Consider the following 22,978-nt stretch of genomic DNA (forward strand, 5'->3'; position numbering starts at 1 on the left):
CTCAGGCCGAGCGCTCGGCCACCACGGCCCGGCCCATGGCCGGGTCGTCGCAGAACGCGCCGTCGATGCCCAGCTCGACCAGCCTGGACAGCCAGCCCATCACGTTCCCGGTCGCCCGCTGGTAGACGGGGCTGGCCGGGTTGCCCAGCCGGTAGTCGGCGGGGAGCTGGGAGTTCTCGTTGCGTACCGTCCAGACGTGCACGTCGAGCCGCCTGCGGTGGGCGTCCGCGACGAGCGTGGTGGGCTCCAGCGTCCGGCCCGTGGCGGCGTCCACCGGCACGACGCGCCGGGTGTCCACGCCGATCCCGCTCGCGTAGGAGGCGACCTCGCGCAGCCCGTCCGGCTTCACCATGTCGTCGTACGTGCGCGTGCTGCCGGCGGCGATCCAGTCGTAGGGGGCGCCGCCGAACGTGATGAGCTGGATCAGCGGCAGCCGCGTCCTGCCGCGCAGGTCACGCAGGTTCGCCGTCTCGAAGGACTGGATGTACGCCTTGCGCACGCGGTAGCGGTTCAGCACGTCGAGCAGCGGCTCCTCCAGCGACAGGCCGACGGAGTCGAAGTAGGTGGGGTGCTTGGTCTCGGGGTAGACGCCGACGCCGTGCTTGAGTGCGAGCTGCACGACCTCCTCGAACGTCGGGATCTCCGCCAGCCCGTCGAACGCGCTGTTGTCCGGCCGCAGGTCGGGGACGCGCTCCTTGGCGCGCAGCGTCTTCAGCTCGGCCAGCGTGAAGTCCTCGGTGAACCAGCCGGTGACCGGCCGGCCGTCCACGGTCTTGGTGGTGCGCCGGTCGGCGAACTCCGGGTGCGCGGCCACGTCGGTGGTGCCGGAGATCTCGTTCTCGTGCCTGGCCACCAGCACGTGGTCCTTGGTGGAGACGAGGTCGGGCTCGATGTAGTCGGCGCCCATCGCGATGGCGGCCTCGTACGACAGGAGGGTGTGCTCCGGCCGGTGGGCGCTGGCGCCCCGGTGGGCGATCACGATCGGGGCCTGGCCACGGCGCTCGGCCGTGGCGGGAGGGGTCTGGGTCAGCACGACGGCGACCGTACCGCCTGCAAGGGCGGCGGACAGCACGCTCGCGAGTAACCTGCGCATCGTCATGCGCGCACGGTAGACCTCCGACGTGGACCGCGAGTTACGGGTGGGCACACAGTGATGGACGTGCGCGTACGTCCTTTTGCGGCGTCCTTTTGCGGCGTCCTATTCCGGCGTCCTTTTCCGGCCCGGAGGCCGCCCGGCACGGGCTTACCTGGCCGGTCCCGCGATCATGGGGGCGACGTCCACCTTGGTCCTCAAGAACCCCAGGCGCAGCATGAGGTCGGGCACGCGCTGCAGGCGGGTGGCGTCCATGGAGGTCGGGTACGTCCCGAGCGAGATCTCCGCCGCCGTCCTGGCGTCGATCCTCGTGTACATCGGGATGACCTTCCGCACCTCCTCCCGGTCGGCCGCCGCCTCGGCCTGCGCCCTGCCGAGGGCCCGCTGGAAGGCGGCCACCGCGTTCGGGCTGTCCTGGGTGAAGGCCCGGGTGGTGGTCCACCCGGCCACCGGGAAGTCCTTCATGTCGCCGGCCATCGTGTCGAGAACCGTCCTGGCGCCGTCCTGCCGCTGGGCGTAGGTGAGGTACGGCTCGGTCATCCAGGCGGCGTCCACCCGCCCGGCCGCGATCGCCGCGGCCATTTCGGGAAACGGGACCTCCACGAACTCCACCGCCTCCCGCGGCAGGCCGTGATCCGTCAGGGTGTGGACGAGCGCTAGGCCACCGATGTTGTCGACCGCGTTGAGCGCCACGGTCGTGCCCTTGAGGTCGGCGGGCGTGTCTATCGGAGAATCGCCTTTGACCACGATGTTGAAACCGTTCGCACCGGCCTGGTAGCAGTCGGCGATGAACACGTAGTCGCCGGCGCCCTTCTCGGCGGCGGTGAAGACGGTCATGTAGTTGCCCAGGATGACGTCGAGCCCTCCGCCGGCCAGCTCGGTCAGCCCGCCCGCCGTGCCGTGCGCCATGACCTCCGGAGTGACGGTCAGGCCCTCGGCCTTGAAGTAGCCCTTCTCTATGGCGATGTACAGGGGCGCGACGTCGTGGACCGGCAGCACGCCGACGCGCAGCTCGGCCTGCTCCGGCGCGCCCGCCCGGCGCCCCTCCGAGCCCCCGCCGCCGCAGCCCGCCAGGGTCAGGGCGGCGGCGGTGACGATGCCGATGATCCGGCCGGCGTGCCCCATGGCAACTCCTCGGGTCGTCCATGAACGGTGGCCGGGGCAAGGCTAGCGGTGGAGATCGGCGGTGCGGAACGCAAGAGCCGGTACGGGATTCGAAAGACGGTGCGGGATTCAGAAGTCGGTGGCGATGATGCGCTCGATGTTGCGCTCGGCGAGGGCCGTGATGGTGACGAACGGGTTGACCGTCGTGTTGCCGGGGATCAGCGCGCCGTCGATCACGTACAGGCCCGGGTAGGCGGTCAGGCGGCCGTAGTTGTCGGTGGCCCGGTTCAGCACGGCGCCGCCCAGCGGGTGGTAGGTCAGGTGGTCGCCCCAGATCTTGTAGATGCCGAAGAGGTCCGTCCGGTAGATCGTCCCCTCCTTCGCGTTGATCTTGTCGAAGATCGTCTTGGCCATGTCGATCGACGGCTGCTTCCAGGCGGTCTGCCAGTTCAGCTCCACCCGGCCCGCGGCCGCGTTCCAGGAGAACTGCGCGCGGTGCGGGTTGTTCGTGATGGACAGGTAGAACGAGGCGAAGGTCTCGATGCCGGTGGGCAGCGGCGCGACCTCGGCGAACGCGCCACCGGCGGCCCAGTTGTCGATTCCGCAGCACGGGATGGCCGACTGCAGGCTGCCGGTCGGGTCCCACAGGTGGTTGGCGCGGCCGCACATGACGTTGCCGTTGTCACCCCAGCCCTTGCCGACCTCGCCGTTCAGGGCGGGCAGCGCGCCGGTGGCCTTCAGCTTGACCAGGAGCTTGCTGGTGCCGACGCTGCCCGCGGCGAAGAACACCCGGTCGGCGGTGACGGTCTTGGTCGCGGTGACGTCGCCGTTGGTGGCGAGCTGCTCGATGGTCACCGTGTAGCCGCCGCCCGACGCGGGGGTGACCGAGGTGACCCGGTGCAGGGGCGAGACCGTGACCCGGCCGGTGGCCTTCGCCTGCGCCAGGTACGTCTTCTGCAGCGACTTCTTGCCGTGGTTGTTGCCGTAGAGGATCTCGCCGGCCAGCGCCGACCTGGTGACGGTGCCGGCCGCCTCGGCCTTCATGTAGTCCCAGTCGTACACGTCGGGGACGAACACGAACGGGAAGCCGGAGCGCTGGGCGTGCTTGCGGCCGACCCGGGCGTACTGGTAGCAGGCCGTCGTGTCGAACCAGGCCGGGTCGATCGTGCCGACCCCGAGGGCGGCGTTGGCGCGCGGGTAGTAGACGGAGTACATCTCGTCGGCGTTCACCGACGGCAGGACGGCGGCGAAGTTCTCGCGCCTCGGGGTGACCGCCATGCCGCCGTTGACCAGGGAGCCGCCGCCGACGCCGCGGCCCTGGTAGACGGTGATGCCGCCGAATTCCTCCGCGTCCAGGACGCCGGTGTGGCGGGGGATGTCCCGGTCGATCGGGAAGCCGAGGAAGTAGTTGAGCGGTGCCTTGGTCCGCGTACGCAGCCAGTAGGAGCGGTAGTCGGGCTCGCGCGTGTTGCAGAAGATCTTGCCGTCCGAGCCGGGGGTGTCCCAGGCCATGCCCATCTCCACCAGGTGGACGTCCACGCCCGCCTGGGCCAGGCGCAGGGCGGCGACCGAGCCTCCGTACCCGGTGCCGATCACCAGGACGGGGACGCGCGCCCCGGAGGGGATCGCGCGGGCCGCCGGGGCGTGCACGCCGAGGGCGGCGGTCCCGAGGAGGGTGCCGGTTCCGGCGATGAAGCCGCGGCGGGTGAGGCTGCTCATGGGGCGGGCGGCTGGGCGGGGGAGGTCGTTCATCGGGCGGGCCTCGCTTCCGGCTTGCGGGCGGGGGAGGAGCCACTGGGCAGCCGGCACACGGTGTCCAGGCCCAGGACGTGATTGAGCCGGCCGAAGGCCAGCCACGAGCCGATGCACATGCTCAGCTCCACGATCTCGAGCTGGCTGTAGCGGGCGGTCATCCGGCCCCAGAACTCCTCGTCGAGGCCGTGGTGGTCGAGGGCGTACCGCTCGGCGTACTCGGCGGCCAGCCGGGTGCGCTCGTCGAAGGCATCGGTCGTCCGCCACTGGGACACCGACTCGGCGAAGTCGTCCTCGACCTTCTGCCCGTCCCGTTCCGTCCGCCAGTCCAGGCAGAAGGCGCAGCCGTTGATCTGCGCGGTCCGCAGCCGGGCGGCCTCGAACTCGCGCAGCCCGAGCGTCGTGTGGGCGTACACCGACAGGGAGAAGTGGGCGGCGGCGGGGCCGATGCCGGGGACCATCTCGCCCCACACGTACTCGATCGCGTCCTTGCCCTCCGGGATGTCGATCCTCAAGGCCGTCTCCTTCCGAGCCTGCCGGCGATGGGGCGCAGCGGTACGTCGAGCGCGTCGTAGAGTCCCGGTTCGGCGGCCACGAGCCAGTCGATGGCGCCCACCAGGCGGCCCACGGCGGTCGCGTTGCCGCCGGCGGACCGGTTGCCGTCCTCGTCGGCGGCCTCGACCGTGACCTCGATCCGCGGCCGGCCCTCGATGATGACCCGGTGGGCCCCCACGCCGTCCGGGGCGAGCGGCCAGTCGGGGGCGCAAGACGCGTGGATGCGAGTGACGTGCTCGATCACGATGCGCGGCTCGCCCCCGACGATGCCCTGCACCTCGAACCGCACCGCGCCCTGCGTGCCGGCCAGGAACTCGCCCATGGACGCGGTGGTGACCGTGGCGTCGAGCGGGCGCCGCTCCACCGCCTCGCGGACCTCGTCGAGCTCGGCGCCGAGGGCCCGGGCCATCAGGCGCACCTGGCCGCCCCACACCATGGACGGCACCGTCGGCGCGATCATCGGCGGCTCGTAGTCCATCGGCTGGCCCATGCCGACCAGGTAGCGGACCGAGTCGGGCTGGTCATAGGTGGAGTAGTCGAAGATCTCCTGGCAGCGTACGGCGTCCACGGTGGTGGCCAGCCCGCTGACCAGCAGTGGCAGCACGTCGTTGGCCCAGCCGGGATCGACGCCGGAGACGAACAGCGAGCCGCGGCCCTCCGCGATCGCGGCCAGCACCGGCTGACGCAGCTCGGGCGGGGCGCCGCGCTGGTCGTAGAGGGCGTACAGGGAGGGCGTGACGACCACGGCGCCCGCCCGCACGGCCCGGACGATGTCGGCCAGGGCCTCGTCGGGGCGGATGTCGCCGGAGGCCGCGTACACGACGGCGCCGGGGGCGGTGGCCAGCACCGCCTCGACGTCCGTGCTCGCCGCGACCCCGAGGCGGTGGCCGAGCCCGCCGAGCTCTCCCGCGTCGCGGCCGACCTTGGCGGGGTCGTGGACGAGCACGGCGGTCAGTTTCAGTGCCGGATGGGCTTCGACGGCGCGGATGGCGGCGCGGCCGATGTTGCCGGTACCCCAGACGATCGTGGACACCATGGGCGGAGCGTAGCAAGCGCTTGGTTTGGTGTATAGGCCCGCATTTCGGACTCCCCGACCAGGCCGATCGCGTAGTCACTTTCTCACTTTTCGTGGCGGAACCTGGCCACGTCCGGCAAGCTGCTGTCACCGAATGCGGCGGAGCGAGCCGGACGGGTGGGGATCATGACGATGGGTGGGCGGCATGCCGGAAATCTGCCGCCGGAGATGACCAGTCTGGTAGGCCGCCGCGGCGAACTGGCCCGAATCCGGCGGTTGTGCCGCGAGTTCCGGATGGTGACGCTGACCGGGGTGGGCGGCGTCGGCAAGACCCGGCTCGCGTTGCGGGCCGCGGCTCTCATGCGGCCCGGCTTCACCGACGGCACCTGGCTCGTGACGCTCTCGGCGCTGGACCAGGGGGCGCTGGTGCCGTACAGCATCGCCGAGGCGCTGCCGCTGGCCGACCGCACGACCAGGCCCATGATGGAGGTGCTGACCGAATACCTCGCCGACCGGCACCTGCTGCTGGTCCTCGACACCTGCGAGCACCTCGTCGAGGAGTGCGCCCGCACGGCCCGCGAGCTGCTGGTCGCCGCGCCGGGGCTGTCGATCCTGGCCACCAGCCGCCGCCCGCTGGGCGTGCCGGACGAGCAGGTGCTGATCATCGACCCGCTGCCGGTCCCCGACGCCCGCGGCGAGGGCCGGCAGGAGGCGGTGACGCTGCTCGCCGACCGCACCGCCGCCGCCGTCCCCGGCTTCGCCGTCAGCGAGGACAACCGGGCCGAGCTGGTACGCCTGTGCCGCCGCCTGGAGGGCCTGCCGCTGGCGATCGAGCTGGCCGCGGCCCGGCTGCGCGAGCTGCCCGCCGCCGAGCTGTGCGAGCGGCTGGACGACCGCTTCGCGATGCTCGGCGACACCGAGAACGAGGTCCCCGGCGCCGACCCGCCCTGGCACCGGGCCCTGCGCACCGCGATCGGCTGGAGCCACGAGCTCTGCACGCCCGGCGAGCGGCTGCTGTGGGCGCGGGCCTCGGTGTTCGCCGGCAGCTTCGACGACCAGGCCGTCGCCGAGGTCTGCGCCGACGCGCTGCTGCCCGCCGCCACCATCCCCGGGCTCCTGGCCGAGCTGGTCGACAAGTCCATCCTGACCTGGACGCCGACCGGCGGCGGCGAGCGCTACCGGATGCTCGACACCATCCGCGAGTACGGCGCCGTCTGGCTGCGCGCCCTGGGTGAGCAGCAGACGCTGCGGCGCCGGCACCGCGACTTCTACCTGGCGCTGGCCCGCCGCGGCGACGCCGCCTGGCTGGGCCCCGACCAGGTCTCCTGGAACGACCGCACCACCGCCGAGCACGACAACCTGCGCAACGCCCTCGACTTCAGCCTGACCGCCCCCGGCGACCACACCGCGCTCGAGCTGGCCGCCGCGCTGTGGTTCTTCTGGTATCCGTGCGGGTTCCTCAGGGAGGGCCAGCACTACCTGGAGCGCGCCCTCTACCTCGACACCGAGCCGAGCACGGTGCGCAACCGCGCCCTGTGGGTGTGCAGCCTGACCCTCATGGTGCAGGGCGACGCGACCGCCGGCATGGCCTGGGCCGCCGAGTGCGCCGGGGTCGCCGAGCAGCTCGGCGACACCTCGGCGGCGCTCGCCGCGCAGGCCATGGTCATGGCGGCGGCCACCATCAGGGGCGACCTGGCGCTGGCCCAGGCGCTGGCCGACAGCCTGCTGGCCGTGCACCGGCCGGAGCACGGGCTCACCCTGCCCACCCTCCTCGCCCGGCTGGGGCAGAGCCACGTGCACACCGCCGAAGGGCGTATCGAGGACGCGGTCAAGGCGCTGGAGGAGATGTGCGCCGAGTGCGACAAGCACGGCGAGCGCTGGATGCGCGCGTACGCCGACCTCTTCCGCGCCCAGGCGGAGCTGGTGCTGGGCCGCTTCGAGGCGGCGCAGGCCTACGCCAGGGCGGCGCTGGAGATCAAGCACCGGCTGCACGACAGCATCGGGATCGCGCTGGCCCTCGACGTGCTGGCCTGCGCCGCGTCCGCGTCGGGGCAGGGTGAGCCCGCCGCCCGCCGGCTCGGGCTGGCCCAGCAGGTCTGGGACACCATCGGCCGGGCCCAGGTCGGCATCCGCGAGTGGGTCGAGGCCAGGGAGAGGTGCGAGCGGCAGGCCCGCCGGGCGATCGGCGACCACGCCTACCAGACCGCCTTCCAGGCCGGCTACGACACCGGCCTGGACACCGGGATCCTGCACGCGCTCGACCCGCCCGGCGCCGGCCCCGCCCAGGACCGCTGAGACCGTCAGCCCCCGCCGGCCCCCGTCATCCGGGCGGCGGCCTCGAACAGCAGCGGCTCGTGGCCGGGGCGGCAGACGAGCTGCAGGCCGACCGGCAGGCCGTCCACCGTGCCGGCCGGCACCGTCAGGGCCGGCAAGCCCAGCACGTTCCACGGGCTGGTCAGCGCGAGCAACGCCGGCCGCACGGCCACCGTCCGGCCCTCCACCTCGGTCTCCCGCGAGTCGATCGGCGGCGCGGTGATCGGCACGGTCGGCAGCGCGAGCACGTCGTGACCTTCGAACAGCGCGCCGGCCGCGCCGGCCAGCCGGGCCCGGGCCTCCATGGCGCGGACGTAGCGCCAGCCGGGCACGTCCGAGGCGACGCGCAGGCGTTCGAGCACCTCGGGGTCGAACAGCTCGGGCGCGCCGGCCAGCCGCTCGGCGTGCACGGCGGCCGTCTCGCAGCTCTGGATGGCCGCGTACGTCTCCCGGAGCTCCTCGGCGGCGCCCTCCGGCAGCCGCACCTCCTCCGCCGCGCCCGCCACCGCCCGGACGGCGGCCGTCACCCGGGGGTCCCCGTCGAACAGCTCGGCCGGGTCGAGCCACGCCACCCGCACGGCCCCGGCGCTCTCGCGCGGGTGCCCGGCGTCCCCGGACAGGCAGCGGTGGGCGATCAGGCAGCTCTCGCGGTCGCCGGCCAGCACGCCGACGTGGTCGAGGCTCTGGGACAGGGGGAACACGCCGTCGGTCGGGATCGCGCCGTACGCGGGCTTGAACCCGGCCACCCCGCACAGGGCGGCCGGGATGCGGACGGAGCCGCCCGTGTCCGTGCCGACCGCGAGCGGGACGATGCCCGCCGCCACGGCGGCCGCGCTGCCGCCGCTGGAGCCCCCGGACATGCGCGCCGGGTCCCAGGGGTTGCGCGACGGGCCGGTGGCCGAGCGGTCGCCGGTGGGCCCGTACGCGAACTCGTGGGTCGTGGTCTTGCCGACGATGATCGCGCCGGCCGCGCGCAGCCGGGCCACGCACTCGGCGTCGGCGTCCGGCACGTACCCGGCGAAGTGCCGTGACCCCATGGTCGCGGGCAGCCCGGCCACCATGATCAGGTCCTTCACCGCGACCGGCACCCCGTGCAGCGGCCCGCGGTCGGTGCCGCCGGCCAGCTCCGCGTCCGCCCGGCGGGCCGCCTGGAGCGCCCCGGCGGCGTCCACGGTGACGAACGCGTTGAGCGCCGGGTCGAGCGCGGCGACGGCGCCGAGCGCCTGCTCGACCAGGTCGACGGAGGTGGCGCGCCCGTCGCGCAGGTCCCGGGCGAGCTCGGTGACGGTGCGGCCGGTGAACGGGCCGGGGAAAGGGCCGGCGAAGGGGCCAGGGGGGATCGACATGGACCCCTTTCTACTAGCATCGGCGAGATGTCCGAGGCGCCGTCCCCCGCCCGCCGCGTCCTGCGCTGGTCGCGCAGGCTCGCCGCCGTCGCCATCAGCCTCTGCGCGCTCGCGGGCGCGGTCCGCCTGGTCGTCCCCGCCACCGCCGGGCCGGACGGCGAGCCGCCCGGGGTGCGCCGCCAGCTCGCGTTCCTGCGCTCGGCCCTGGACGCCGGCGCGGGGGAGCAGGCGCAGGCGCTGTTCCCCGAGGGCTACTTCTTCCTGCACGTCCTCTACGGCCTGAGCTGGGTGGACCTCGGCCTGCGCGAACCCGGGGACACCCGGGCGCGGGCGCTGCGGGAGGCGCGGTGGGCGCTGGACCGGCTGGACTCGCCGGCCGGCCGCGCGCCGTTCAGCCCGGACCTCGTCCCGCCCCACGGCGTCTTCTACCAGGGCTGGACCAACTGGCTGCGCGGCGGGGCGCTGAGCCTGCAGCCGGCCGCGGCGCGCGATCCCGCCGAGCTGCGCCGCTTCACCGCGGACTCGGCGGCGCTCGGGCGGGCGTTCGACGGCTCGGACTCGCCGTACCTGGAGGCGTACCCGGGCCAGGCGTGGCCGGTCGACTCGACGGTGGCGGTGGCCTCGCTGCGCCTGCACGACGCGCTGCTGAGCCCGGCCCGGTACGCCGGCACGGTCGGACGCTGGCTCGACCGGACGCGCGAGAGGCTGGACCCGCGCACCGGGCTGCTCCCGCACCGCGCCGAGCCCGGCACCGGCGACCCGGCGGAGGTGGCCAGGGGCAGCTCGCAGAGCCTGATCCAGCGCTTCCTCGTCGACATCGACCCGGCCTTCGCCGCCGGGCAGTACGCCCGCTTCCGCGACCGCTACGTCGTCACCCCGCTCGGCCTCGGCCCGGCCGTGCGGGAGTACCCCGAGGGGATGGACGGCCCCGGCGACGTCGACTCCGGCCCGCTCCCGCTGGGGGTGAGCCTGTCGGCCACCGCGGTCACCCTGGGCGCCGCCCAGGTCCACGGCGACGCCCCGCTCGCCGGGGCGCTGGCCAACTACGGTGAGCTGGCCGGCCTGCCCCTGGGCACCCCGTGGACCAAGCGGTACGCCTTCGGCCTGCTCCCGGTCGGCGACGCGTTCCTGGCCTGGTCGAAGACCGCCCGCCCCTGGGTGAGCGCCGGGCCCGCCCCGCCGCCCGCGACCGTCACGGGGTGGTGGCGGGCACCCCTGCTGGCCGCGCTGGCCGTGCTCGGCGCCGCGCCGTGGCTGCCGGTCCTCCGCCGCCGCTCGCGGCGCCGAGGCGGTGGGCCAGCCGGTCCAGCGCCGTGTTGATCACGATGAAGATGGCCGCGATGAGGATCGCCGCGGGGATGACGTTGGAGAAGTTGGCCGCGATCCCGTTCAGCCCGCGGTCCACCAGCTCGTCGTAACCCACGATGAGCCCGAGCGCCGAGTCCTTGAGCAGCACCACGAACTGGCTGACCAGCGCGGGCAGCATGGCCTTGAGCGCCTGCGGGAGCAGGACGAGCCGCATCACCTGCCCCTTGCGCATGCCCATCGCGTACGCCGCCTCCCGCTGCCCCTTGGGCAGGCTCAGCACCCCGGCCCGGACGATCTCCGCAATCACGGAGCCGTTGTAGAGGGTGAGCCCGAACACCACCGCCGCGAAGGCCGAGATGTTCACGCCGACGAGCACGAACGCCCCGAAGAAGGCGAAGAAGATCAGCAGCAGCAGCGGCACGGACCGGAAGAACTCCACCACCACGGCCGCCGGGACCCGGACCCACCGGTGCTCCGAGAGCCGGGCGGTGGCGAACACGAGCCCGAACAGCCCGGCCAGCACCACGCCCACGACGGCCGCGGCCAGCGTCCCGGCCAGGCCGGGCAGGATGAACGTGGTCCACACGTCGCCCCGCAGCAGCGGCGTCCACTTCTCCGCCGCCCACTGGTCCTTCTCCTCGAAGCGGACGAAGACGAACCACCCCACCGCCAGCAGGCCGAGCGCGACGAAGGCGGTCAGCAGCCGGTTGCGCCGGATCCCGCGCGGCCCGGGGGCCTCGTACAGGTTCGCGTAGCTCATCGGGCCACCGCCAGCCGCTTCGACAGCCAGCCGAACAGCAGCCCCATCGGCAGGCAGAGCAGCACGAACCCGGCGGCGAAGCCGAGGAAGATCTCGATCACCTGGTCCCCGTACGTCTCGATCATCTCGCGCATCCGCACCGACGCCTCGGCCACGCCCACGACCAGCGCGATCGTGGTGTTCTTGGTGAGCGCGATGAGGATGCTGCCCAGCGGCGCCACCACGGCGCGGAACGCCTGCGGCAGCGTGATCAGCCCCAGCGTCTTGACGAAGCCCAGCCCCAGCGAGCGGGCGGCCTCGGCCTGCCCCACGGGCACCGTGTTGAGCCCGGAGCGCAGTGCCTCGCAGACGAACGCCGAGGTGTAGGCGGTCAGCCCGATGACGGCGAGCCAGAAGTTGTTGGTCGCGATGTCGTCGGACAGCTCAAGGCCCAGGTTCGCCCCGATGCCCAGGCCGGTGAACAGCAGCACCAGGGTGAGGGGCGTGTTGCGGGCCACGGTCACGTACACGGTCGCGGTGGCGCGCAGGGAGGCCAGCGGGGCCACCCGCATGGCGGTCAGCAACGTGCCCAGCACCAGGGAGCCGAGTGCGCTGACCGCCGTCAGCCGCACCGTCATCCAGAAGGCGGCCAGGATGGTGCCGCCTTCGGTCAGCAACGCTTCCATCGGCCTCAGTACCGCTCGAGCTGCGGCGCCTGCGGCAGGGCGAAGCCGGAGGCGCCCACGCTGGACTGCAGCGCCTGGGTCCAGCTCCCGTCGGAGAACATCTTCTCCAGGGCGTCGTTGACCGCCTTGCGCCCGGCCGTGTCGTCCTTCTTCAGGCCGATGCCGTACTTCTCGGTGCTGAACGGCTTGCCGACCACCTTGAGCTTGCCGGAGTGCTGCGCGGCGTAGCCGGCCAGGATGACGTTGTCGGTGGTGATGGCGTCGAGCTGGCCGCCGAGCACGCGGTCCACGCACGCCGAGTAGGTCCGCTCCTCCTGGAGCTGCACCTCCTTGGCGTACTCGGTCTTGACCTTCTGCGCCGGGGTCGAGCCGGCGACCGAGCACAGCTTCTTGCCGTTGAGCGTCTCGGGCCCGGTCAGCGCCGCCTCGTCGGCGCGGACCAGCAGGTCCTGCCCGGCCACGAAGTACGGCCCGGCGAAGGACACCTTCTGCTTGCGCGCGTCCGTGATCGAGTACGTGGCCACCACCATGTCCACCTGGCCCTGCTCGATGAACGCCTCCCGGTTGGCCGACACGGTCTCCTTGAACGTGATGCCCGACGGGTCGACGCCGAGCTGCTTGGCCACGTACTTGGCCACCTCGACGTCGAAACCGGTGAAGCTCCCGTCCGGGGTGCGCAGCCCGAGGCCGGGCTGGTCGGCCTTCACGCCGATGACCAGCTTCTTGTCGTTCTCGGCCTTGTCCACGATGGAGGCGTAGCTCTCCTCGCCGCCCCCGCACCCGGTGGCGGCAATGGCGAGCACGGCGAAAACGGCGTAAAGGGATTTGCCGAACATGACACTCCTTAGTGGGTGAGGATCTTGGCGAGGAAGGACTGGGCGCGGTCGCTGCTCGGCGCGCCGAAGAAGGTGCCGGGGGTGTTCTGCTCGACGATCTCGCCGTCGGCCATGAAGACGACCCGGTCGGCCGCCCGCCGGGCGAAGCCCATCTCGTGGGTGACGACGACCATGGTCATGCCCTCGCGGGCCAGCGCCGTCATGACCTCGAGCACCTCGTTGACCATCTCCGGGTCCAGCGCCGAGGTGGGCTCGTCGAACAGGATCACCTTCGGGTCCATGGCCAGGGCCCGCGCGATGGCCACCCGCTGCTGCTGCCCGCCGGAGAGCTGGGCGGGGAACTTGACCGCCTGGCCGCCGATGCCGACCCGGTCGAGCAGCTCGCGGGCCTTGCGCACGGCCTCGTCCCTGGACCGCTTCAGCACGTGGACCTGCCCGAGGACGACGTTGTCCAGGACGGTCTTATGGGCGAAGAGGTTGAAGGACTGGAACACCATGCCGACCTCGGCGCGCAGCCGGGCCAGCTCCCGGCCCTCGGCGGGCAGCGGCGTACCGTCGAGGGTGATCGTGCCGGAGTCGATGGTCTCCAGCCGGTTGATCGCCCGGCACAGGGTGGACTTGCCCGCCCCGGACGGGCCGATGATCACGACGACCTCGCCCTGCCGGACCGTCAGGTCCACGTCCCTGAGCACGTGGTGATCGCCGAACCGCTTGTTGACCTGGTCCAGGACGATCAGGTCCGACTGCGTCATGCGTCACGCTCCTTGTCTCGGTCAGCGTTGGCGTAACCGTAGGAGCCGTGTGCGTCGCGGAAAGGCTTGTGATCGTTCTGCTCAGCGATTGGCCGGTCCGCAGAGGGATCAGCGGGTGGCCGGCCTGGAGGACTCCGAGGTCGCTCCGCCCACCCCGATGGTGGCCATGAAGGCGCGGTCCCACTGCCCGTCACGCAGCCAGCGCGCGATCAGCCCGTTGAGGTAGTCGCGGAAGGCCGCGTCCTGCTTGCGGATGCCGATCCCGTACGGCTCGCGCCCGAACGGCTTGCCGACCAGCCGCAGCGTGTCGGGGTGCTGGGCCAGCAGCCCGAGCAGGATGGTGTTGTCGGTGCTGATCGCGTCCACCCGCCCGGCCACCAGCGCGGGCACGCAGATGCTGTAGGCGTCGACGATCTCCAGCTCGGCGGTGGGCACGGTGGTGCGCAGGCGGTCGACGGAGGTGGAGCCGGTCGCCGTGCAGACGGTCTTGCCGTCCAGGTCGGACACCTGGTTGATGGTGGAGTCGCCGGCCCTGACCAGCATGTCCTGCCCGGCGTAGTAGTACGGGTCGGTGAAGGACACCCGCTCGGCGCGGGCCGGGGTGATCGAGTAGGTGGCGACGACGAGGTCCACCACGCCCTGGGAGATGAAGTTCTCGCGCTCGCGCGAGACGGTCTCGACGAACCGGATGTTGCGCTCGCTGCCGGTGAGGTCCTTGGCCACGAGCCTGGCCATCTCGGCGTCGAAACCGGTGATCCGCCCGCTGGCCGGGTCCTTGTAGCCGAACATCGGCTGGTCGAACTTGATCCCCACGGTGAGGACGCCGCGCTCCCTGATGCGGGCCATCGTGGAGTCCTCGGGGAAGGCGTCGGACTCGCCGCAGCCCGTGGGCAGGAGACAGACCAGCACCACCGCGAGTAACGCCCGCAGCCCGCTCACTGGGCCCCCCTCACCGGACGCGATATCGGTTCTGCGGCCGGCCGGTGGGCCCGTATTTCGGGCGCCCCTCGACGAGCCCGCGCTCGGCGAGGTGCTCCAGGTAGCGGCGGGCGGTGGCCCGGCTGACGCCGATCATCGCGGCCAGCTCCTGGGCCGAGGCGTCCTCCTCGACCTCGGCCAGCGCGTCCAGCACGGCCTGCTCGGTCGCCGCCGAGATGCTCTTCGGCCGGGCGGCCTGGTCGAGGTGGAGCGAGCGGAAGAGCCGGTCGATCTCCTGCTGCTCGGCGAAGCGGCCGCCCGACTCCAGCTGCTCGGTGGTGGCCGCGTAGCGGAGCAGCGCCTGCTCCAGGGTGCCCGTCCTGGTCGGCTTGACCAGGTAGTAGAGGGCGCCGCGCTGCATGGCCGCGCGTACCGTGGCCGACTCCTTGCGGCCCGAGATGACGATGACGTCGGCGGGCGGCTGCTCGGGGCGGCGCAGCCGGTGCGCCACCTCCAGGCCGGGCATATCCGGAAGGTGCAGATCCAGCAGGACAAGCCGGGGCGCGAAACGGCCGGCGGCGGCCAGCGCCGCGTGCCCGGTATGTGCGATCCCCACCACCCGGAAGCCGAGCACCCGGTTCACCTGCGCCTGCAGCGCGGCGGTGACGACGGGGTCGTCATCCACGATGAGTACGGTGATGTCCCTGGGCTCAGGCATCGCCACGCTCCTCGTCCATCTGGTCGATCTTTGCAGCTTAGGCGGGTTTTATTACAAAAGATCGACTTTTGCTCGTTCTGCTCACCGGGATCCGGCGCGCGCGCCGGATCCCTCCTACTCTGTACCCGAACGAGTGGGGGGAGGGACGGACGCCCGTGCGATGGTTGCTCGCGGTGACGGCCCTGTGGACGCTGCTCGGCCTGCTGCCCCTCGCGCTGCTCACCTCCTCCAGCATCTCGCTGTCGGAGCAGGCGGTGCAGGACGAGGTCACCGACCGGGTCAGGACCACCGCGTCGGTCGGCCGGGTCGTGGTGGAGCAGCAGATGGCCTCGCTCAAGCAGCTCGTCACCGCGTACGCGCAGCGGCCGCAGGTGCGCGAGGCGGTCGAGGACCCGCCCACCGGTACCCTGCGCGACTGGCTCGACGAGCTGCGCCGCATGCGCGACGGCGTCAGCGGGCTGATGCTGGTCTCCCCGGAAGGCGGCATGCTCGGCGCCGAGCCACCGAGCGTGCTGCCGCAGGACATCTCCAGCACCGACTGGTACCGCGCGGTGCGCGACCAGCGCCAGGCCCACGTCTCCCAGGCGTACACGCCGACGATGCGAGACGTGTCCAGGGCCGTCGCGGTGACCGCGCCGGTCCCGAGCGCCGACGGCACCCGCATGCTCGGCATGCTCACGGTCGTCTACAGCCTCGACGCCATCCAGGTCTTCGCCGAGGAGGCCGCCGACGCGCAGGACATCCGGCTGCTCATCACCGACAAGGCCGGCGTGCTCGTCGCCGACCCCGGCAGGAAGCTGTACGCCCTGACCTCCCTGCGCGAGGACCCCCGGGTGGACGCCGCGCTGGCCGGGCAGGCGTGGAGCGGCACCTACAGCGGCATCGACGGCATGGTGCTGTCGGCCTCGGAGCCCATCCCCAGCATCGGCTGGACGGTCACCGCCGAGGTCTCCGCCAGCGAGGCGCTGGCCTCGGCCGAACAGCTGCGCACGAACGTGCTCACCGTCGCCGCTCTGCTCGCCCTGCTCATCCTCATCGGCCTTGGCCTGCAGATCCACTCCACCCGCGGCCGCCGCCGGGCGCAGGCCACCCTGGCCAGGTACGCCGCCGAACTGGCCGCCGCCAGGGACGACGCGATCAGCGCCTCCAGCGCCAAGTCGGAATTCGTGGCCAAGATCAGCCACGAGATCCGCACCCCGATCAACGGCGTGCTCGGCATGAACTCCCTGCTCATGGGCACCCGCCTGGACGAGGAGCAGCGCTACTACGCCAGCACCGCCCAGGAGTCCGCCCACAACGTGCTGCGCCTGCTCGACGACTTCCTCGACCTGTCCAGGATCGAGGCCGGCCACCTCCAGGTCGAGGCCGCGCCGTTCGACCTGCCCCGCCTGTGCGACGAGGTGGTGGCGCCGTTCGCGCCGCACGCCTACGAGCAGGGGCTCTGGCTCACGCTCCGCCTCGACGAGGGCGTGCCGCGGCAGGTGTGCGGCGACCCGGCCCGGCTGCGCCAGGTGCTGACGAACCTGGTCGGCAACGCGCTGAAGTTCACCGTCCAGGGCGGCGTCGACCTGCACGTCACGCTCGACCAGGGCAAGCCCGGCGAGGACCGGGTGGTGCTCAGGTTCGCCGTGGCCGACACCGGGATCGGGGTCGGCCCCGCCGACCGGGAGCGGGTGTTCGGCGTCTTCCGCCAGGTCGACTCGCCGATCACGCGCAGGACCGGCGGCAGCGGGCTGGGCCTGGCCATCAGCCGGCAGCTCGTCGAGCTCATGGGCGGGCGGATCGGGCTGGACAGCGTGGAGGGCGTGGGCAGCCGGTTCTGGGCGACGCTGCCGGTGGACGTGCTGACCTGGTCCGAGCCGGGGGCCGGGGCGCTGGAGGGGCGGCGGGCGCTCGTCGCCGACCAGCGCCCCGAGGACCGCACGCTGGCCGCGCGGTTCCTGGCGCAGGCCGGGGCCGAGGTGGAGCAGACCAGGGACGATGAGTCCGCCCTGACGCTCCTGCGGACCGCCGCCGTGGACGGGCGGCCGTACGAGCTGGCGGTGGTCGCCCTCGAACTGGGCGCTTCCGGCGGTCCCGGCACCCCGGGCTCCCTGGCCGCCGCCATCCTCGCCGACCCGCTGCTCCAGGCCACCAGCGTCATCGTGGTCGTCACCCCGGGCCGCTCGGGGTTCGCCTGGCCGGCCGCGGCGGGGGAGCGGGCCGTGCAGTCGATCACCCGGCCGCTCAGCCGGCGCCGCCTGCTCGCCGCCGTGGAGAACGCCCTGGGCACCGCCGAGTGTCCCGGCGAGCACCTGGCCGTCGCCGGCGGCGGCCCGGACGGGGGCGCCCGGATCCTGGTGGCCGAGGACGACGAGGTCAGCCGCCAGGTGGCGATGCTCGTCCTCGAACAGGCCGGGCACGAGGTCGACGTGGTGGACAACGGCGAGCAGGCCGTGCGGGCGGTGCTGGCCGGGGGGTACGACCTGGTGTTCATGGACTGCCAGCTCCCCGTGCTCGACGGCCTGGCCGCCACCGAGGAGATCAGGAGCCGCGAGGACGTCCACACCCCGATCATCGCGATGACCGCCGCGGCCATGCCGGACGACCGCATCCGGTGCCTGGAGGCGGGCATGGACGACCACCTGGCCAAGCCGGTGGACTGGGCGCGCCTGCTGGCCAGGATCCCGGAGTGGACGGCCTCCGCCGGGCTGCCGCCCGAACTGGCCGGGCTTTCGCCGGAGGCGCTGGCGGACGTGGCGCGGGCCTACCTGGCGACGGCCTCGCGGACGTTCGAGGAGCTGAGGCAGGCCGTACACGACGGGGACCTGCCGACGGCGGCCGCGCTCGCGCACCGGCTCAAGGGGGCCTGCGCGACCGTCGGCGCGGTCCGCGAGGCCGAGCTGTGCGAGCGGATGGAGAGCCTGGCCCGGTCCGGGGAGAGCGTCGGGGAGGAACTGCTGGAGGAGCTGGAGGGGCTGCTCAGCGACGTTCCGGAGTGGATGAACGCCTCCTGTTCCTGATGCGAGGCGGCCTCACGCGCTGCACGAGCAGTCGCAACCGCCGCCGTCGCAGCAGTCGCAACGCTTGCAGCAGCGGCAGCAGTCGCAACACTCACCGCAGTTGCCGCAGCCGCAGTCGGAGATCCGGCCCGCGTAGCAGCGGTCGTCCCAGTCACGGCCCTTCCACCTGCTCCACCGGGGCCGCCACACCCCGCACGTCAGGAACGTCGTCACCCCGGCCGCCGACTTGCGGATCCAGCCCGGGTGGTCGTAGGAGGCGCCGGGCGAGTGGGTGTGAGGGTCGAACGTGCGGGTGACCGCGCGCCGTACCTCCGTGCCGAGCAGCGTGTCGACCAGGTGGCGCTCCTCGAGGTCGACCTCGCGCAGCGCGAGGGCCAGGCCGTGGGCGGCGTCGTCGCACAGGCGGCGGGCCTGCGCGGGCGTGGTCCCCGTGGCGGTCAGCGGGTTGAACGCGCCCCGGGCCGCGTCCTCGGCCCGGTCCTCCGCCGCGTCCAGCAGGTGCGCGATCCGGCCGAAGAACCGGCCCGCCTCGGCCAGCGCGGCGGCGTTGCCCGGCCGCCCGGCGAGCACCGCCGTGTGCGCGAACGCCGCCGCCACCGCGTCCTCGGTGGGCGCCGTCAGCTCGAGCACGGGCGGCCGGTCGGAGGGGAGGCGGCGTTCCAAGGTCAGCTGGCGGTCCACAGCCGAGACCAGGGGTGCCGGGTCGAAGCCGACCCCGGCCGCCAGGCGCGCTCCGCCCGCCTCCCAGCGGGACGCCAGCACCGTCCTCGCCCGGCCGAAGGCGGCCTCTCCGTCCGCCACGTGGTCGCGCAGCCGGCCCGCCGCCAGCAGGAGCGAGACCGCCGCCGCCAGCCGGGCCCCGCTCGCCCGCGCGTCCACCACCTCGGCGGACCGGAAGCCGCGTAACGCGCACGGCCCGGCCAGGCGGCGCGGCGCCGACGACGGGAGCTGGGCCTCCGTGAGGACCGACACGATCAGCGTGTCGTAGTTGGTGGTCAGCCGCGCCCCGTGCCCCTGCCCGTCCCGCAACGTCAGGCAGAGGCCGCACAGATGCGCCTGCCACGCCGCACGCAGCGACGGGCATCCGTGCTCGACACAGGGGCGAATGATCCCGAACACACGACCTCACAGGCTTCCGGAACGACAGAGCAGAACGACAGAGCAGATCGTACGGCTCTCCGACAGGCCCATTACGGACTTCCGCCATCAAGGTCGGCGGCTCGCCCCCATGGTCCCCGCCGCGCACGGCTCCTAGCGTGGGGCGGCGTGATCAGTCTCAAGGGTTTGACCAAACGCTACGGCGACCGGCTCGCCGTCGACGACCTGTCGCTGGAGCTGAAACCGGGCACGGTGACCGGCTTCCTGGGCCCGAACGGGTCAGGCAAGTCGACGACGATGCGCCTGATCCTCGGCCTCGACCGGCCCACCGCCGGCACCGCGCTCGTCGGAGGCGTCCCGTACCAGCGCATCAGGAACCCGCTGCGCACCGTCGGCGCGCTGCTCGACGCGCGGGCCGTGCACCCCGGCCGCAGCGGTCACGCCCACCTGGTGGCGCTGGCCCGCAGCAACGGCATCGCGCGGCGGCGGGTGGGCGAGGTGCTGGAGACGGTGGGCATGGCGGGCGCGGCGCGCAAGCGGGCCGGCACGCTGTCCCTGGGGATGAGCCAGCGGCTCGGGATCGCGGCGGCGCTGCTGGGAGACCCCGAGGTGCTCATGTTCGACGAGCCCGTCAACGGGCTGGACCCGGACGGCGTGCGGTGGGTACGCGGGCTCATGCGATCGCTGGCCGCCGAGGGCCGTACGGTCTTCGTCTCCAGCCACCTGATGAGCGAGATGCAGCTCACCGCCGACCACCTCGTGGTGATCGGCAAGGGGAGGCTCATCATGGACGCGCCGCTCGCGGACGTCCTGGCCGGCAGCTCGCTGACGGCCGTGCTGGTCCGCACCCCGCACGCCGGCGACCTCGCCGCCCGCCTGCGCGCCGACGGGATCAAGGTGGACCGCCTCGGCGAGAACGAGCTCGAGGCCACCGGCGCCGCCATCGAGCGGATCGGCGACCTGGCCCACGAGGCGGGGATCCGGCTGCACGGGCTGCGCACCAGGGAGGCGTCCCTGGAGCAGGCCTATCAGGAGCTGACCTCGGACAGCGTGGAGTACGGAGCGGGCGTATGAGGACGTTGTGGCAGGCGATCGGGGCCGAGTGGGGGAAGCTGTGGTCGGTCCGGTCCACGTGGTGGTCCCTGGCCTGCGCGTTCGCGCTGACCGTGCCGACCGCGGTCACCCTGGGCGCCGCGACGGCCACCGACGCCGTGCGCGAGGGCGTGGCGGGCGTGCGGATCACGGCCAGCGAGCCCGTGGTCTCGGCCACGTCGTTCGTCCAGTTCGCGCTGGTGGCCCTGGCCATGCTGACGATCACCTCGGAGTACGCCTCCGGGGGCATCCGGATCACGCTGCAGGCCACGCCCGCGCGCGGGGTGATGCTGGCGGCCAAGGCGCTGGTGGTGGCGCCGGTGATGTTCGTGGCGGGCGTGCTGTCGGGGGCGGTGGCCACGGTGGCCGTGCACCTGGTGCTGTCGATCGACGTGTTCGGCGGGCTCGTCGTGCTGCCGGTCGGGGAGGTCGTGCTCGACCTGCTGGGCGTGGGGGTGTTCTTCGCGCTGGTGTCGGTGATGACGATCGGCGTCGGCGCCGCGATGCGCAGCGCGGCGGGCACGCTGACCGTGGTGTTCATGCTGCTGATGGGGTTGCCGCTGATGTTGCTGATGACCGGGAGCCAGGCGGCGGTGGACGCCTCGATGCGCATGCCGATGTTCGCCGGGCTGGCGTTCATGGGCAGCACGGACAACATGACCGGCGGGCCGATCCCGTACTCGGCGGGGGAGGGGCTGGTGTGGCTGCTGGCCTGGGCGGCGGTGGCGGTGGCGGCGGGCCACGCCGTCCTGCGCCGCCGCGACGCCTGAGCGTGGGCGGGGTGGAGGCGTGGTGAAGGTGCGGTTGCCCGGCAGCGCGCCGCGACGCCTAGAATTCTCGCCCGTGTCAGGCAGCCGGATCGTCCGCGTGCCGGCCGGAGTCCTCCTGGGGATGGCTCTCGGCCTGGCCGAGCTGGCCTTCCTGTGCGTGGCGGGGCCGGCGTCCCTGGTCCCGGCGCTGCGGCCGGTCGTGGCGCGCGGGCTGGCCGGGCTGACGGCCCTCGAACGGGCCCGCCTGTCCACATGGCTCGGGCACGACACGACGCGGCGGGACGGCGGGTACGCCTTCCTGGCCGCCCGCGCCGTACTCGGCCTCGTGGGCGGGTACGCCTGCGCGGCGGCCCTGTTCCTCACCGGCCTGCTGCTGTTCGGCGGCACCTGGGACCTCCTGTGGGGCGAGCCGGAGCCGGTCCCCGTGGAACTGCCGGGCGTCAAGATCGTCACCGACAGCGGTGTGCTCGGCCTGACCGGCGGGATCGGCCTGCTGGCCGTGACCGTCTTCATGATCCTGGCGTTCGCCGCCCTCGAACGCCGGCTGGCGGAGCACTTCCTCGGCCCCGGCAGCCAGGAGCTCATGCGCCGGCGCATCGCCGAGCTGACCGCGACCCGCTCCGGCATCGTCCGGGCCGTGGACGACGAGCGGCGCAGGATCGAGCGCGACCTGCACGACGGCGTGCAGCAGCGCGGCGTCGCCCTGGCCATGCTGCTCGGCCGCGCCCAGCACAGCCGCGAGCACGACCGGACCGCCGAGCTGGTCGTCCAGGCCTACACCGAGTCGCGCCAGCTCCTCGACGAGCTGCGCAGCGTGGCCTGGCGGATCTACCCGACCGCGCTCGACGAGCTGGGGCTGCGCGCCGCGCTCGCGGGCGTGGCCGAGCGGTCGAGCGTGCCGGTCACCGTGCACCACGGGCTGACGGGCCGGCCCGCCTCCGAGGTCGAGACCGCCCTGTACTTCGTCGCCCGCGAGGCCATCACCAACGCCGTCAAGCATGCCGGCGCGCATGACATCCTGGTGGTCCTGAGCGAGGACGAGCGGACGGTGAGCGTGGCGATCTCGGACGACGGCGTGGGCGGCGCCGACCCCTCGGGCGGCGGCCTGTCCGGGCTGGCCCGGCGGGTCCAGGCGCTCGACGGGACGTTCACCGTCGACAGTGCCCCCGGCGGGCCCACCCGCGTCACCGCGACCCTGCCCAAGGCGCCGCCGTGCGGGTGATCCTGGCCGACGACTCCGTGCTGCTGCGCGAGGGTCTGACCCGGTTGCTCGACGACGCCGGGCACGAGGTCGTCGCCGCCGTCGGCGACGCGCCCGCGCTGCTCGACGCCGTCGAGCGCCACCGGCCCGACGTGGCCGTGATCGACGTGCGCATGCCGCCCTCGCACAAGGACGACGGCCTGCGCGCCGCGCTGGAGATCCGCGAGCGCCTGCCGGAGGTCGCGGTGCTCGTCCTGTCGCAGTACGTCGAGCCGCACTACGCCGCCAGGCTCCTGGCCGGCTCCACCGAGGGGCTCGGCTACCTGCTGAAGGACCGGGTCTCGGAGGTGGCCGAGTTCCTCGACTCGCTGGAGCGGGTGCGCGCGGGCGGCACGGCGTTCGACCCGGAGGTGGTGCGCCGGCTCCTGGCCCGCACCACCCGCGCCGACCCGCTGAGCAGGCTCAGCCCGCGCGAGGCCGAGGTGCTGCGGCACCTCGCCCAGGGCTTCGTGAACGCCGCCATCGCCGAACGCCTGCACGTCTCGCTCAGCACGGTCGAGAAGCACGTCAACGCCATCATGGACAAGCTCGACCTGCCCCGCGACCCGGTCTACAGCCGCCGCGTGCTGGCGATCCTGCGCTATCTCGAGAGCTGAGCGGCGACCTGGACCCGCTGAACG

General features: G+C 73.1%; 19 protein-coding genes. 6 read left to right on the forward strand and 13 right to left on the reverse strand.

Annotated elements, in window-relative coordinates; translation table 11 throughout:
- Nucleotide 1 precedes the first annotated feature (1 nt).
- The 5 genes from AB0J69_RS32460 to AB0J69_RS32480 form a co-directional block, all read right to left on the reverse strand.
- On the reverse strand, nucleotides 2-1,099 hold the full coding sequence (locus AB0J69_RS32460) for a glycerophosphodiester phosphodiesterase (protein WP_364124999.1): 1,098 nt from the start codon (nucleotides 1,097-1,099) through the stop codon (nucleotides 2-4).
- A gap of 144 nt (nucleotides 1,100-1,243) precedes the next feature.
- Nucleotides 1,244-2,218, reverse strand: coding sequence for an ABC transporter substrate-binding protein (locus AB0J69_RS32465; RefSeq protein WP_364125001.1), 975 nt, complete (start codon nucleotides 2,216-2,218; stop codon nucleotides 1,244-1,246).
- 108 nt (nucleotides 2,219-2,326) lie between these two features.
- Nucleotides 2,327-3,949 carry a GMC oxidoreductase gene (locus AB0J69_RS32470; RefSeq protein ID WP_364125004.1) on the reverse strand — a complete coding sequence of 541 codons (1,623 nt, stop codon included), beginning with the start codon at nucleotides 3,947-3,949 and terminating at the stop codon, nucleotides 2,327-2,329.
- Nucleotides 3,946-4,464, reverse strand: coding sequence for a carboxymuconolactone decarboxylase family protein (locus AB0J69_RS32475; RefSeq protein WP_364125006.1), 519 nt, complete (start codon nucleotides 4,462-4,464; stop codon nucleotides 3,946-3,948). The genes AB0J69_RS32470 and AB0J69_RS32475 overlap by 4 nt, the downstream gene beginning before the upstream one ends.
- Nucleotides 4,461-5,540: a dihydrodipicolinate reductase gene (locus AB0J69_RS32480; RefSeq protein WP_364125009.1), complete on the reverse strand. Its 1,080-nt coding sequence runs from the start codon at nucleotides 5,538-5,540 to the stop codon at nucleotides 4,461-4,463. Before AB0J69_RS32480 ends, AB0J69_RS32475 begins: the two co-directional genes overlap by 4 nt.
- A gap of 207 nt (nucleotides 5,541-5,747) precedes the next feature.
- Between AB0J69_RS32480 and AB0J69_RS32485 the strand changes: the two genes are divergently transcribed.
- A complete protein-coding gene (locus AB0J69_RS32485) occupies nucleotides 5,748-7,814 on the forward strand; it encodes an ATPase (protein ID WP_364125012.1) in 2,067 nt (688 codons plus the stop codon).
- A gap of 5 nt (nucleotides 7,815-7,819) precedes the next feature.
- On the opposite strand, the gene AB0J69_RS32490 is transcribed toward AB0J69_RS32485, so the two are convergent.
- From AB0J69_RS32490 to AB0J69_RS32520, 7 genes are all read right to left on the reverse strand, one after another.
- Nucleotides 7,820-9,178 carry an amidase gene (locus AB0J69_RS32490; RefSeq protein ID WP_364125015.1) on the reverse strand — a complete coding sequence of 453 codons (1,359 nt, stop codon included), beginning with the start codon at nucleotides 9,176-9,178 and terminating at the stop codon, nucleotides 7,820-7,822.
- A gap of 1,192 nt (nucleotides 9,179-10,370) precedes the next feature.
- Complete coding sequence (locus AB0J69_RS32495; protein ID WP_364125017.1) at nucleotides 10,371-11,246, reverse strand: amino acid ABC transporter permease; 876 nt, start codon at nucleotides 11,244-11,246, stop codon at nucleotides 10,371-10,373.
- Nucleotides 11,243-11,911, reverse strand: a complete 669-nt coding sequence (locus AB0J69_RS32500; RefSeq protein ID WP_364125020.1) for an amino acid ABC transporter permease — start codon at nucleotides 11,909-11,911, stop codon at nucleotides 11,243-11,245. The genes AB0J69_RS32495 and AB0J69_RS32500 overlap by 4 nt, the downstream gene beginning before the upstream one ends.
- A 5-nt stretch (nucleotides 11,912-11,916) precedes the next feature.
- Nucleotides 11,917-12,747: a glutamate ABC transporter substrate-binding protein gene (locus tag AB0J69_RS32505; RefSeq protein WP_364125022.1), complete on the reverse strand. Its 831-nt coding sequence runs from the start codon at nucleotides 12,745-12,747 to the stop codon at nucleotides 11,917-11,919.
- Between the two features lie 8 nt (nucleotides 12,748-12,755).
- Nucleotides 12,756-13,499, reverse strand: a complete 744-nt coding sequence (locus AB0J69_RS32510; RefSeq protein WP_364125025.1) for an amino acid ABC transporter ATP-binding protein — start codon at nucleotides 13,497-13,499, stop codon at nucleotides 12,756-12,758.
- A gap of 108 nt (nucleotides 13,500-13,607) precedes the next feature.
- A complete protein-coding gene (locus AB0J69_RS32515) occupies nucleotides 13,608-14,438 on the reverse strand; it encodes a glutamate ABC transporter substrate-binding protein (protein ID WP_364125028.1) in 831 nt (276 codons plus the stop codon).
- 10 nt (nucleotides 14,439-14,448) lie between these two features.
- Nucleotides 14,449-15,135 carry a response regulator gene (locus AB0J69_RS32520; RefSeq protein WP_364125031.1) on the reverse strand — a complete coding sequence of 229 codons (687 nt, stop codon included), beginning with the start codon at nucleotides 15,133-15,135 and terminating at the stop codon, nucleotides 14,449-14,451.
- A gap of 155 nt (nucleotides 15,136-15,290) precedes the next feature.
- Between AB0J69_RS32520 and AB0J69_RS32525 the strand changes: the two genes are divergently transcribed.
- On the forward strand, nucleotides 15,291-18,137 hold the full coding sequence (locus AB0J69_RS32525; protein WP_364125034.1) for a response regulator: 2,847 nt from the start codon (nucleotides 15,291-15,293) through the stop codon (nucleotides 18,135-18,137).
- Between the two features lie 12 nt (nucleotides 18,138-18,149).
- Here the strand turns inward: AB0J69_RS32525 and AB0J69_RS32530 are convergent, their stop codons facing one another.
- The gene (locus tag AB0J69_RS32530; RefSeq protein WP_364125037.1) at nucleotides 18,150-19,256 is read right to left on the reverse strand and encodes a DUF5685 family protein; all 1,107 of its coding nucleotides are present in this window, start codon (nucleotides 19,254-19,256) and stop codon (nucleotides 18,150-18,152) included.
- 147 nt (nucleotides 19,257-19,403) lie between these two features.
- Between AB0J69_RS32530 and AB0J69_RS32535 the strand changes: the two genes are divergently transcribed.
- The 4 genes from AB0J69_RS32535 (at nucleotide 19,404) to AB0J69_RS32550 (ending at nucleotide 22,954) form a co-directional block, all read left to right on the forward strand.
- Nucleotides 19,404-20,309, forward strand: coding sequence for an ATP-binding cassette domain-containing protein (locus AB0J69_RS32535; RefSeq protein ID WP_364125040.1), 906 nt, complete (start codon nucleotides 19,404-19,406; stop codon nucleotides 20,307-20,309).
- On the forward strand, nucleotides 20,306-21,097 hold the full coding sequence (locus AB0J69_RS32540; RefSeq protein WP_364125043.1) for an ABC transporter permease: 792 nt from the start codon (nucleotides 20,306-20,308) through the stop codon (nucleotides 21,095-21,097). The genes AB0J69_RS32535 and AB0J69_RS32540 overlap by 4 nt, the downstream gene beginning before the upstream one ends.
- Nucleotides 21,098-21,170: 73 nt before the next feature.
- Nucleotides 21,171-22,319 (forward strand): sensor histidine kinase, encoded by a 1,149-nt coding sequence (locus AB0J69_RS32545; RefSeq protein WP_364125045.1) that lies wholly within the window; start codon nucleotides 21,171-21,173, stop codon nucleotides 22,317-22,319.
- On the forward strand, nucleotides 22,310-22,954 hold the full coding sequence (locus AB0J69_RS32550; RefSeq protein WP_364125048.1) for a response regulator transcription factor: 645 nt from the start codon (nucleotides 22,310-22,312) through the stop codon (nucleotides 22,952-22,954). The genes AB0J69_RS32545 and AB0J69_RS32550 overlap by 10 nt, the downstream gene beginning before the upstream one ends.
- Nucleotides 22,955-22,978: the final 24 nt, after the last annotated feature.

This window comes from Nonomuraea sp. NPDC049709, from assembly GCF_040674815.1.
In the GTDB taxonomy this organism is placed as follows: Bacteria; Actinomycetota; Actinomycetes; order Streptosporangiales; family Streptosporangiaceae; genus Nonomuraea.